Source organism: Bacillus cereus G9842 (assembly GCF_000021305.1).
GTDB lineage: Bacteria > Bacillota > Bacilli > Bacillales > Bacillaceae_G > Bacillus_A > Bacillus_A thuringiensis_S.
This window is the reverse complement of the sequence record NC_011772.1, coordinates 3,866,924-3,879,411: the sequence shown is the minus strand read 5'-3', so window position 1 is coordinate 3,879,411 and position 12,488 is coordinate 3,866,924. Positions and strand designations below refer to the sequence as shown.

Here is a 12,488-nt window from a genome sequence, read left to right as displayed (position 1 = left end):
AACCTTTTAATTCAGTCCTGTGAGACAGAAAAGGGTGGCTTCTTCCTTGCACCCTAGTCTTACATGACTAGGGTATTTTTATACAAATGTTGTTATAAAAATACAAAAGTGGTAACATAAAAATCAGAAAGATGAGGGATGACGATGAGCCATTTGTTAACGATGAGTGAATTATCGGAAGTAGAAATTTCAGAAATCCTAAAAGACGCAGAAGATTTCGCGAATGGAAAAGAGAGCAAAACGACAGAGCAAACTTTTGTTGCGAACTTGTTCTTTGAGAATAGTACGAGAACGAGATTTAGCTTTGAAGTTGCTGAGAAGAGATTAGGACTAGATGTTTTAAACTTTTCAGCGGATGCATCTAGCGTACAAAAAGGAGAAACTCTATACGATACGATAAGAACACTAGAATCAATCGGAACAAAAGCGGTGATCGTCCGCCATGAGCAAGATCGCTACTTCGATGAACTAAAAGATCAGGTAAATATCCCAATCTTAAACGCTGGAGATGGATGTGGAAACCACCCAACGCAGTGCCTACTCGATCTTCTTACAATTAAACAAGAGTTTGGAAGATTTGAAGGATTAAAGATTGCGATAGTAGGAGATGTTCGTCATAGCCGAGTAGCACGTTCTAATGCAGAAGCATTAACGAAACTGGGTGCAACAATTTACTTTGCAAGTCCAGAAGAGTGGAAAGATGAAGACAGCACATTTGGAACATACAAACCATTGGATGAACTTGTTCCAGAAGTGGATGTAATGATGTTACTTCGTGTACAACATGAGCGTCATGATCATTATGAAACAGACATTATGAAAGAGTATCATGAGAGACACGGATTAACAGTGGAAAGAGAAAAGCGTATGAAAGAAGGAAGCATTATTATGCATCCAGCTCCTGTAAACCGTGATGTTGAAGTTGCAAGTGAACTTGTTGAGTGTGAGCGTTCACGCATATTTAAACAAATGGAAAATGGAGTTTACGTAAGAATGGCTGTACTAAAACGCGCCTTACCAAATGTATTAGGAGGAATGAAACATGAATTACTTGTTTAAAAATGGTCGTTATATGAATGAAGAAGGAAAAATCGTAGCAACAGATCTTCTCGTACAAGACGGTAAAATCGCTAAGGTAGCAGAAAATATTACGGCAGATAATGCTGAAGTAATCGAAGTGAACGGAAATTTAATCGCACCTGGATTAGTAGATGTACACGTACATCTTCGTGAACCAGGTGGTGAACATAAAGAAACAATTGAAACAGGTACACTAGCAGCGGCAAAAGGTGGATTCACTACAATTTGCTCAATGCCAAATACACGCCCAGTACCAGATTGCAGAGAACATATGGAAGACCTGCAAAAACGTATTAAAGAAAAAGCGCATGTCAACGTACTACCATACGGAGCAATTACAGTACGTCAAGCTGGTTCTGAAATGACAGATTTCGAAACATTAAAAGAACTTGGAGCATTTGCTTTCACAGATGACGGCGTAGGCGTACAAGATGCTAGCATGATGTTAGCGGCTATGAAACGTGCAGCGAAATTAAATATGGCAGTAGTTGCGCACTGTGAAGAGAATACGCTTATTAATAAAGGTTGTGTACATGAAGGGAAGTTTTCTGAGAAACACGGATTAAACGGTATCCCATCAGTATGTGAATCTGTACATATTGCAAGGGATATACTGCTTGCTGAAGCAGCAGATTGTCACTATCACGTATGTCACGTAAGTACAAAAGGTTCTGTACGTGTAATCCGTGATGCGAAACGAGCTGGAATTAAAGTAACAGCAGAAGTAACACCACATCACCTAGTGTTATGTGAAGATGATATCCCATCAGTTGATCCTAACTTTAAAATGAACCCACCGCTTCGTGGAAAAGAAGACCATGCAGCATTAATTGAAGGATTACTAGATGGAACGATCGATATGATCGCAACTGACCATGCACCGCATACAGCGGAAGAGAAAGCACAAGGAATTGAAAGAGCGCCATTCGGAATTACTGGTTTTGAAACAGCATTCCCACTTCTATACACAAACCTTGTGAAAAAAGGAATTATTACATTAGAGCAGTTAATTCAATTCTTAACAGAAAAGCCAGCTGATACATTCGGCTTAGAAGCAGGTCGCCTGAAAGAAGGTAGAACAGCTGATATTACAATCATTGATTTAGAACAAGAAGAAGAGATTGACCCAACAACATTCTTATCAAAAGGAAAAAATACACCATTCGCAGGTTGGAAATGCCAAGGATGGCCGGTAATGACAATCGTTGGTGGTAAGATCGCATGGCAAAAGGAGAGTGCATTAGTATGAAAAGACAACTTATCTTAGAAGATGGAACAGTATTAATTGGAAAAGGTTTCGGAGGCGAAATTGAAAAGTCAGGTGAGGTTGTATTTACAACAGGAATGACTGGATATCAAGAAACATTATCTGATCCATCATATTGCGGTCAAATCGTAACATTCACGTACCCATTAATCGGAAACTACGGCATTAACCGTGACGATTTTGAATCGATTCACCCATCTGTAAATGGCTTAATCGTAAACGAAATTTGTGATCACCCATCAAACTTCCGTAATGAAATTTCGTTAAATGATTACTTAAAAGAAAGAAATATCCCAGGGTTAGCAGGAATTGATACAAGAAAATTAACGAGAAAAATTCGTCAATACGGTACATTACGTGGACGTCTATGTAACATGGATGCAGATGTAGAATACATCGTGAGCCAATTAAAAGCGACAGTATTTACAGATCACGTGAAACGCGTATCAACGAAAGATCCATACCCAAGCCCAGGCCGTGGACACCGAGTTGTACTTGTAGACTTCGGAATGAAACATGGTATTTTACGAGAATTAAACAAACGTGACTGTGATGTAATTGTAGTACCTTACAATACAACAGCAGAAGAAATTTTACGCCTTAGCCCAGATGGAATTATGTTAAGTAACGGACCTGGAGATCCGAAAGATGTACCAGAAGCAATTGAAATGTTAAAAGACATTATCGGTAAAGTTCCTTTATTCGGAATTTGCTTAGGACATCAACTATTCGCTCTAGCATCTGGTGCGAATACAAGTAAGTTAAAATTCGGTCACCGTGGTTTAAACCATCCAGTAAAACATCTTGCAACTGGAAAAGTAGCAATTACATCTCAAAATCATGGTTACGCAGTAGAAGAAGAATCAGTTAAAAATACAGAACTTGAAATTACACATGTCGCTTTAAATGATGGAACAGTAGAAGGTCTTCGTCATACGAAGTTCCCAGCATTTACAGTGCAATACCATCCAGAAGCTTCAGCAGGACCAGAAGATGCAAATGATTTATTCGAAGATTTCTTAGAAATGATTGAAAACTTCAAGAAAGAAGGGGAAGAGTTATGCCAAAACGCCTAGACATTAACACAATTTTAGTAATCGGATCAGGACCAATTGTAATTGGGCAAGCAGCAGAGTTTGACTACTCTGGTACACAAGCTTGTCAATCTCTTAGAGAAGAAGGTTACAAAGTAATCCTTGTTAACTCTAACCCAGCAACAATTATGACAGATACTGCAACAGCAGATAAAGTATATATAGAACCATTAACACTAGAATTCGTAAGCCGTATCATTCGTAAAGAACGTCCAGATGCAATCTTACCAACATTAGGTGGTCAAACAGGTTTAAACATGGCTGTTGAACTTGCGAAATCAGGCATACTTGAAGAGTGTGGAGTTGAAATTTTAGGAACGAAATTATCAGCAATTGAGCAAGCGGAGGATCGTGATTTATTCCGTACATTAATGCAGGAATTAAATGAACCAATTCCATCTAGTACCATCATTCATACGCTAGAAGAAGCACATGAATTTGTAAAAGAAATTGGATATCCAGTTATTGTTCGCCCAGCATTTACAATGGGGGGAACAGGTGGCGGAATCTGTAGTAATGAAGAAGAACTAATTGAAATCGTATCAGGTGGATTAAAACATAGTCCAGTAACACAATGTTTATTAGAAAAGAGCATTGCTGGTTGTAAGGAAATTGAATATGAAGTAATGCGTGATTCAAATGATAACGCGATTGTAGTATGTAATATGGAAAATATCGATCCAGTTGGAGTTCACACAGGTGATTCTATCGTAGTAGCACCGAGCCAAACATTAAGTGACCGTGAATATCAAATGTTACGAAACACTTCATTACGAATTATTCGTGCATTAGGAATTGAAGGTGGATGTAACGTTCAGCTTGCACTTGATCCACATAGCTTCCAATACTATGTAATCGAAGTAAACCCGCGTGTAAGTCGTTCATCTGCACTAGCATCTAAAGCAACTGGATATCCAATTGCGAAGCTAGCGGCAAAAATTGCAGTCGGTCTAACATTAGATGAAATTATAAACCCAGTAACGCAAAAAACATACGCTTGCTTCGAGCCAGCATTAGACTATGTCGTTTCAAAAATTCCGCGCTGGCCATTTGATAAGTTTGAATCAGCAAACAGAACACTGGGTACACAAATGAAGGCAACTGGTGAAGTTATGTCAATCGGACGTAACTTAGAGCAATCATTATTAAAAGCGGTTCGTTCTTTAGAACTTGGCGTTTATCACTTAGAGTTAGAGCATTTAAAAGAACTTGATAAAGAAACAATGAAAAAACGCATTATAAAAGCTGATGATGAGCGACTGTTTATTGTAGCAGAAGCAATTCGTCAAGGTGTAACGAAAGAAGAAATCAACGAATGGTGTGAAATGGACTTCTTCTTCTTACAAAAAGTTGAAAACATCGTAAATATGGAACGTGAAGTAAAAGCGAATGTAGGAAATATGGAAGTACTACAAACTGCGAAAGAAATGGGCTTCAGCGATCACTACGTTGCAGCAGCTTGGAATAAAACAGAGCGTGAAATTTACGATATGCGTAAAGAAAGCAATATAACTCCTGTTTATAAAATGGTAGATACTTGTGCGGCAGAGTTTGAATCTGCAACACCATACTACTACAGCACATATGGTGACGAGAATGAATCGGTTAGAACAGATCGTAAGAGTGTAGTAGTTCTAGGATCTGGTCCAATCCGTATCGGTCAAGGTGTTGAGTTTGACTACGCAACTGTTCACTCTGTATGGGCAATTAAAGAAGCTGGATATGAGGCAATCATTGTTAATAACAATCCAGAAACAGTTTCAACAGACTTCAGTATTTCTGACAAATTATATTTTGAACCATTAACAATCGAAGATGTAATGCACATTATCGATTTAGAAAAGCCAGAAGGTGTTATCGTTCAGTTCGGTGGACAAACGGCAATTAACTTAGCGGCGAAATTAGAAGAACACGGTGTGAAAATTTTAGGAACATCACTTGAAGATTTAGACCGCGCAGAAGATCGTGATAAGTTTGAAGCAGCTCTAACACAGCTTGGTATCCCGCAACCAGTTGGTAAAACAGCAACAACTGTAGAACAAGCAGTAGCAATCGCTGAAGAAATTGGATATCCAGTATTAGTAAGACCGTCTTACGTACTAGGTGGACGTGCGATGGAAATCGTATATCGTCAAGAAGAATTACTGCACTACATGAAAAATGCAGTTAAAGTTCATGCAGAGCATCCGGTATTAATTGACCGTTACATGGTTGGTAAAGAAATTGAAGTAGATGCAATTTCAGACGGTGAGAATGTATTCATTCCAGGTATTATGGAACATATTGAACGCGCTGGAGTTCACTCTGGTGACTCAATTGGAGTATACCCACCACAAAGCTTATCTGAAAAACTAAAAGAACAAATCATTGAACATACAATTGCACTTGGAAAAGGTTTAAACATTGTTGGATTACTAAATATCCAGTTCGTAGTATTCAAAGATCAAGTGTACGTAATTGAAGTAAACCCACGTGCGAGTCGTACAGTACCGTTCTTAAGTAAAATTACGGGCGTACCGATGGCGAATGTTGCAACGAAAGTTATTTTAGGTCAAGACTTAGTAGAGCAAGGATACGGAACTGGTTATCACCCAGAAGAGAAAGAAGTATATGTAAAAGCGCCGGTATTCTCGTTTGCGAAACTACGCTCAGTTGATACAACATTAGGACCTGAAATGAAGTCAACAGGGGAAGTAATGGGTAAAGACTTAACGCTTGAAAAAGCATTATATAAAGGATTAGTTGCTTCTGGAATTAACATCCCAACGCACGGATCAGTAATCATCACAGTAGCGGATAAAGATAAAGAAGAGGCAATGGAAATTGCAAAACGTTTCCACGAAATCGGTTATAACTTATTAGCAACAGCTGGAACAGCACAATCGTTAGCAGAGCAAAATATTCCAGTGCAAGTGGTAAACAAAATTGATTCTGAAGACTATAACTTACTTGATATTATCCGTCAAGGAAAAGCACAGTTTGTAATCAATACATTAACAAAAGGCAAACAACCAGCGCGTGATGGTTTCCGCATTCGCCGTGAATCAGTAGAAAATGGTGTGGCTTGCTTAACATCACTTGATACAACGAGAGCAATCTTACGAGTATTGGAATCTATGACATTCTCAGCTCATTCAATGAAAGAAATTACGCAAACAAAGCGTCACGAGGTGGTACATGCATGATGCAAAAGCAAAATATGATTGTCGTTAACCAAAAAGAAATCGCAAAAAACATTTACGAATTAGTGCTTCAAGGAACGTTAGTACAGCAAATGAACGAACCAGGGCAGTTTGTACACATTAAGGTAGCAGAGGGCATTGCGCCCCTTCTGCGCCGCCCAATTAGTATTTGTAATGTAGATCAAGAGAAGAACGAATTTACAATGCTATATCGTGCCGAAGGACAAGGGACAAAAACATTAGCAACTAGAAAACAAGGTGAAATGATAGATGTACTAGGACCATTAGGACACGGTTTTCCTGTAGAAGAAGCAGAAGCTGGTCAAACAGCTTTACTAGTAGGCGGGGGAATTGGTGTACCACCACTTTATGAATTATCACAGCGCCTCGTTGCAAAGGGTGTACGCGTGATTCACATCTTAGGTTTTCAAACGAAAGATGTTGTTTTCTATGAAGAAAAATTTGCAGAACTTGGTGATACGTACGTTGCGACAGTAGACGGTACACACGGTACAAAAGGATTTGTCACAGATGTAATTGATAATTACGGGATCGACTTTGACATTCTTTATTCATGTGGCCCGTTAGCGATGCTTCGTGCATTAGAAGGACGTTACAAAGAGAAAAAAGCATATATTTCATTAGAAGAGCGTATGGGCTGTGGTATTGGAGCTTGTTTCGCATGTGTATGCCACTTACAAGAAGATCCAAGTGGACATTCTTACAAGAAGGTGTGTAGCGACGGACCAGTATTTCCAATCGGGGAGGTTGTACTATGAACAGATTGCAAGTTGAATTACCAGGATTATCATTAAAAAATCCAATTATACCGGCATCTGGATGCTTTGGATTTGGTCGTGAATATGCACAGTTTTACGATTTAAGTGTACTAGGATCAATCATGATTAAAGCCACGACAGAACAACCACGTTATGGAAATCCAACGCCTCGTGTTGCTGAAACACCAGGCGGCATGTTAAATGCAATCGGACTTCAAAACCCGGGATTAGACAAAGTAATGAATTCGGAATTACCATGGTTAGAACAATTTGACCTTCCAATTATTGCGAACGTTGCAGGCTCACAGGCTGAGGATTACGTAGCGGTTGCGAAGGAAATTTCTAAAGCGCCTAATGTCCATGCACTAGAATTAAATATTTCTTGTCCAAACGTAAAAACAGGTGGTATCGCCTTTGGTACAAATCCTGAAATTGCTGCTGATTTAACGAAGCGAGTAAAAGAGGTTTCTGAAGTACCTGTATACGTGAAATTGTCACCGAACGTGGCAAACATAGTGGAAATTGCAAAAGCGATTGAAAATGCAGGTGCAGATGGTTTAACGATGATTAATACATTGCTTGGTATGCGTCTAGATTTAAAAACAGCTAAACCAATTTTAGCAAACCGTACAGGCGGATTATCAGGTCCTGCGATTAAGCCAGTAGCAATTCGCATGGTACATGAAGTAAGCCAAGCGGTTAACATTCCAATTATCGGAATGGGCGGTATTGAAACAGCGGAAGATGTAATTGAATTCTTCTACGCTGGCGCAAGCGCAGTTGCAGTAGGTACAGCGAACTTTATCGATCCGTTCGTATGTCCGACAATTATTGAAGAGTTACCAGCATTACTAGATGAATTAGGATTTGATCATATTTCGGAATGTCAAGGAAGGAGCTGGAAGCAAACATGTCACAGTCGTTAATCGTTGCACTAGATTTTCCAGGGAAACAAGAAGTAGAACAATTCTTACACCACTTTGAAGGGGAAGAGTTATTTGTCAAAGTAGGTATGGAGTTATTTTACAAAGAAGGCCCTGCAATTATTACGTACTTAAAAGAAAAAGGACATAAGATTTTCCTAGATTTAAAACTTCATGATATTCCGAATACAGTAAAAAGCGCTATGCGTAGCCTAGCTAGTCTAGATGTTGATATGGTAAATGTTCATGCTGCTGGGGGAAGTAGCATGATGAAAGCTGCGATTGAGGGATTAGAGGAAGGTAAGCAAGAAGGAAAAGAGAGACCGATTTGTATTGCAGTTACACAACTAACAAGCACTTCGGAAGCTATGATGAAAAAAGAGATTGGCATTGAGAAAACGTTAGAAGAAGCGGTTGCTCATTATGCAAAATTAACGAAAGACAGTGGACTTGATGGCGTTGTTTGTTCAACACTTGAAGTTCCAAAATTACGTGAAGTATGCGGAAATGAATTTGTAACAGTAACACCGGGGATTCGTCTTGCAAGTGATGATGTTAATGACCAAGTGCGCGTAGCAACACCGAAACGTGCGAGGGAACTTGGCTCAAGCTACATTGTAGTTGGACGCAGTATTACGAAAGCAGAAAATCCGCTTGAAGCGTATAAAACAGTAAAACAACAGTGGGAAGGTGTAACAGTATGAAAAAAGAAATCGCATCGCATTTATTAGAAATTGGAGCAGTATTTTTACAACCGAATGATCCATTCACTTGGTCTTCAGGTATGAAATCACCAATTTATTGTGATAACCGTTTAACTTTATCTTATCCAAAAGTACGTCAAGCGATTGCAGCTGGATTAGAAGAGTTAATTAAAGAGCACTTCCCAACTGTAGAAGTTATTGCAGGAACAGCAACTGCTGGTATTGCGCACGCTGCATGGGTAAGCGATCGTATGGATTTACCAATGTGCTACGTACGTAGTAAAGCAAAAGGTCACGGTAAAGGGAACCAAATTGAAGGAAAAGCTGAAAAAGGTCAAAAAGTAGTAGTAGTAGAAGACTTAATTTCAACTGGTGGTAGTGCAATTACGTGTGTAGAAGCACTTCGCGAAGCTGGCTGTGAAGTATTAGGAATCGTATCAATCTTCACATACGAGCTAGAGTCAGGAAAAGAAAAATTAGAAGCAGCTAACGTAGCATCATATTCTTTAAGTGATTACAGTGCATTAACTGAAGTTGCAGCAGAAAAAGGTATGATCGGACAAGCTGAAACGAAAAAATTACAAGAGTGGCGTAAAAATCCAGCTGACGAAGCTTGGATCACAGCGTAACATAAAAAAGACGACTGCGGGGGAACGCAGTCGTCTTTTTTATCATTGTTAAAAATTCAAGTAAAGTCCTATCGATATTAAAGAAAATTCATATTATAATCTTTCTACTAAAAACTACTTAGCGCTTTCTGCAAGCTCATATCCTCTTACAAACAATAGAGTCATATAAGAAACAATAAATGAGAAGATGCTGTACATGCCAACCCAAAAGAAGAATTTTGGAGTGAAGGCGATAACACCTATTATTAAAAAACTAGCAAACGTTACAATCGGCATTACGTAATACGTTTTCGTCTTGCGTGTTCCAATAACAGAAACGATAAAGATAAGTAATGGACAAATTAATAAGACGAAAATCAATTCATTCATAGTTATGTCCCCTTTTCTAATGGAAGTAATCTGTACCTCGTAAACGTTTTTTAAATAAATATTCTCTTAATATAACTTCGCTAACATGTAGTTAATCCCTTTAGAAAGTCACTGGATTTCATAATAAAAAGCGTAAGCAAGAGAAAACTTGCTTACACTATAGAATAAACATCGCAACGATCGTGGTGACAATTAAGCCAATCACAACTGGTAAAAAGTTTCGGCGTGCGAGTTCAAATGGATCCACTTTACAAATGGCAGCGGCAGGAATAAGCGCCCAAGGAATTAAAGTCCCGCCTCCGGTCCATATGGCAGCAATTTGCCCGAGTGCTGTTAATGTAGCTGTTCCATGCCCAAGTGCTGTTCCGAAAAGATTGGCAATTGAACCAGCAAGTGATATACCAGAAAAGCCAGATCCATCTAATCCTGTTATGACACCAACGATAGTTAATGTTCCCGCCGATACGTATTGATTTAAAGGAACAGTTTGAGATAAGGCAATCCCTAAGTCGTTAATGATTCCATGTGAACCTTTCGGTAAATAGTCTCCGATAATTTTCACAAAACCGCTATCTCCTAAATAAAAGAGTGCAGCAATTGGAATAACTGGACCAAAGATTTTAAATCCAAATTGGAGCCCTTCTATAAAATAATCGGTTGTTTTATTTAGTCCATTACCTTTGTAGGCGATGAGGGAAATGATGATAATCATAATAACAGTCGTTCCGCCGATAAGTGCTGTTGCATCGCTTCCTTGTAGTTTAAATTGAATCATGCAAAGGATATCGATGATATATACGATAGGGATACATATAGCGAGCCATTTCTTTATGCGAGGAGATAATAAAATAGTAGTTTTAGATGGTTCCGTTGATGCAGGGGAGTTTTGCAAGGATAATCCTGTATCAAATTCTTTTCGTAAGAAGAAAAAAGCGACAGAAGTTGTAACAACGCCCATCACGATAACGAGGGGAACACTGGCAGAAACGACGCTGGAAACAGGAAGACCAGCCGCGTCTGCAGTTAATTTCGGTGCTCCTTGAATAACGAAGTCGCCAGATAAGGCGATGCCGTGTCCGAATAAGTTCATAGCAATGGCAACCCCAATTGGAGGAAGACCGACGCGTACAGCGACGGGGAATAAAATAGCTCCCATTAAGGCGACAGCTGGAGAAGGCCAAAAAAAGAAAGAAATTGTCATCATTAAAAGGCCGATAATCCAGTAGGCGAGGGTAGGGGTACGAATCATCTTTGTAAATGGTGAAATCATCGTATCATTTATGCCAGTATGAACGAGTAGATTGCTCATTGATACGATAATAGAGATGATTAATATAGTTGGTAAAAGTTCAGTAATAGCGTAAATGAAACTTTGAAAAATACCGCTAACGGCAAGAGGGATAGAACTTGTAGCGGTTAATGCTAATAAAAAGATAAAAACGATACAAATAATCGTCGTATCTTTCCGGAGAATAAAAAAAGTAATAATAGTGAGTAAACAAAGAATATAGAGAGCATGCAACAGCGTTAATTCAACTCCCATAACATTCACATCCTTTAGGCATTCGTGTAGTTTATTGTATGAAAGCAGTAAAAGTATGTGAGTATAGGAAAAAAAGTGAAATTTCATGTACTGTAATGGTAAGAAGTGGAAATGGATGTTACAATACAATTAATCCTAAAAATGGAATTTAAGGAGGGCTTATGCGCAAAAAAAATCGGGTTTTGGGGATTCATTATATCTTGTAGTCTATTAATCATTTTAAATCTATTTACAAACAATGAATGGATAAGTATCACCCCTCTTTTTGGGTTTGTTTTTATACTGTTATAACGATGGGATGACATGAAACAACATAGTAAGAAAAGCATTGGAATTATGATAGGTATCATTGTTGTTTGCTCATTTTTCATAGGGTTTATTTTAATAGAAGGACAGAAACAGATGGAGAAAATGTCTATTTTTCAAGAATGGATGTCTTCTGCAAAAGGTCTTTATATTGTAATTGTAGTTGTTATTTTTCTTAGGTTCACGATAAGAATATGGAGTTACATATTAAAGAGAGGATAGAATGGAGGTAGTAAGAATGAGAGAAAAAATAGGATATTATGGTGTGCTCGTTTGTTTACTATTATCAGTTATTTCAGGGCAATTTTTAAAAAGTGAATGGGTACCAGTTATATTATGTATAGGAGTATTGATTTTTGCACCTATGTATCGCTGGAATGAATGGAAAGCATATAGTCGAAAAAAGAAAATGGTTTTCAGCATCGAATTTGTCATTATAATCAGCACAATTCCGTTTTTGTTATGGAAAGGAAATGAGATAATAGATGGAATTGTAATGTTTCAAGGGTGGTTGTTTATTGCGAAAATGCTATATTTAATATGCATTTTAATGTTGGTAGTGGTAGTCACTAAAATAATAAACGAAAAGCTATTCGTTAATGAATAAAAGAA

At 38.3% G+C, this 12,488-nt stretch carries 11 protein-coding genes and 1 pseudogene; 10 read left to right on the top strand and 2 right to left on the bottom strand.

Features of this window, described 5'->3' with window-relative positions; all coding sequences use genetic code 11:
- Positions 1-144 precede the first annotated feature (144 nt).
- From pyrB to pyrE, 8 genes are read left to right on the top strand one after another with little or no spacing between them, the layout of a single operon-like run.
- Complete coding sequence (gene pyrB / locus BCG9842_RS19345; RefSeq protein WP_000018846.1) at positions 145-1,059, top strand: aspartate carbamoyltransferase; 915 nt, start codon at positions 145-147, stop codon at positions 1,057-1,059.
- A complete protein-coding gene (pyrC, locus tag BCG9842_RS19340; RefSeq protein ID WP_001108387.1) occupies positions 1,043-2,329 on the top strand; it encodes a dihydroorotase in 1,287 nt (428 codons plus the stop codon). Before pyrB ends, pyrC begins: the two co-directional genes overlap by 17 nt.
- Entirely contained in the window at positions 2,326-3,423 is a 1,098-nt protein-coding gene (locus BCG9842_RS19335; protein ID WP_000828669.1) for a carbamoyl phosphate synthase small subunit, read from the top strand. Before pyrC ends, BCG9842_RS19335 begins: the two co-directional genes overlap by 4 nt.
- A complete protein-coding gene (gene carB / locus BCG9842_RS19330; RefSeq protein ID WP_001126139.1) occupies positions 3,408-6,626 on the top strand; it encodes a carbamoyl-phosphate synthase large subunit in 3,219 nt (1,072 codons plus the stop codon). The genes BCG9842_RS19335 and carB overlap by 16 nt, the downstream gene beginning before the upstream one ends.
- Positions 6,623-7,402 carry a dihydroorotate oxidase B electron transfer subunit gene (gene pyrK / locus BCG9842_RS19325; protein WP_000983354.1) on the top strand — a complete coding sequence of 260 codons (780 nt, stop codon included), beginning with the start codon at positions 6,623-6,625 and terminating at the stop codon, positions 7,400-7,402. Before carB ends, pyrK begins: the two co-directional genes overlap by 4 nt.
- On the top strand, positions 7,399-8,328 hold the full coding sequence (pyrD, locus tag BCG9842_RS19320) for a dihydroorotate oxidase B catalytic subunit (RefSeq protein ID WP_001081049.1): 930 nt from the start codon (positions 7,399-7,401) through the stop codon (positions 8,326-8,328). The genes pyrK and pyrD overlap by 4 nt, the downstream gene beginning before the upstream one ends.
- Entirely contained in the window at positions 8,313-9,029 is a 717-nt protein-coding gene (gene pyrF, locus BCG9842_RS19315) for an orotidine-5'-phosphate decarboxylase (protein WP_000083509.1), read from the top strand. Before pyrD ends, pyrF begins: the two co-directional genes overlap by 16 nt.
- Positions 9,026-9,658, top strand: coding sequence for an orotate phosphoribosyltransferase (gene pyrE, locus BCG9842_RS19310; RefSeq protein ID WP_000711454.1), 633 nt, complete (start codon positions 9,026-9,028; stop codon positions 9,656-9,658). Before pyrF ends, pyrE begins: the two co-directional genes overlap by 4 nt.
- A 114-nt stretch (positions 9,659-9,772) precedes the next feature.
- On the opposite strand, the gene BCG9842_RS19305 is transcribed toward pyrE, so the two are convergent.
- Complete coding sequence (locus tag BCG9842_RS19305) at positions 9,773-10,027, bottom strand: YbeF family protein (RefSeq protein WP_001003933.1); 255 nt, start codon at positions 10,025-10,027, stop codon at positions 9,773-9,775.
- Between the two features lie 157 nt (positions 10,028-10,184).
- On the bottom strand, positions 10,185-11,570 hold the full coding sequence (locus BCG9842_RS19300) for a membrane protein (protein ID WP_000537891.1): 1,386 nt from the start codon (positions 11,568-11,570) through the stop codon (positions 10,185-10,187).
- Between the two features lie 161 nt (positions 11,571-11,731).
- On the opposite strand from BCG9842_RS19300, the pseudogene BCG9842_RS31045 reads away from it, so the two are divergent.
- Positions 11,732-12,098 (top strand): annotated as a pseudogene (locus BCG9842_RS31045) (YoqO family protein).
- Between the two features lie 16 nt (positions 12,099-12,114).
- On the top strand, positions 12,115-12,483 hold the full coding sequence (locus BCG9842_RS19290) for a YoqO family protein (protein WP_001208267.1): 369 nt from the start codon (positions 12,115-12,117) through the stop codon (positions 12,481-12,483).
- Positions 12,484-12,488: the final 5 nt, after the last annotated feature.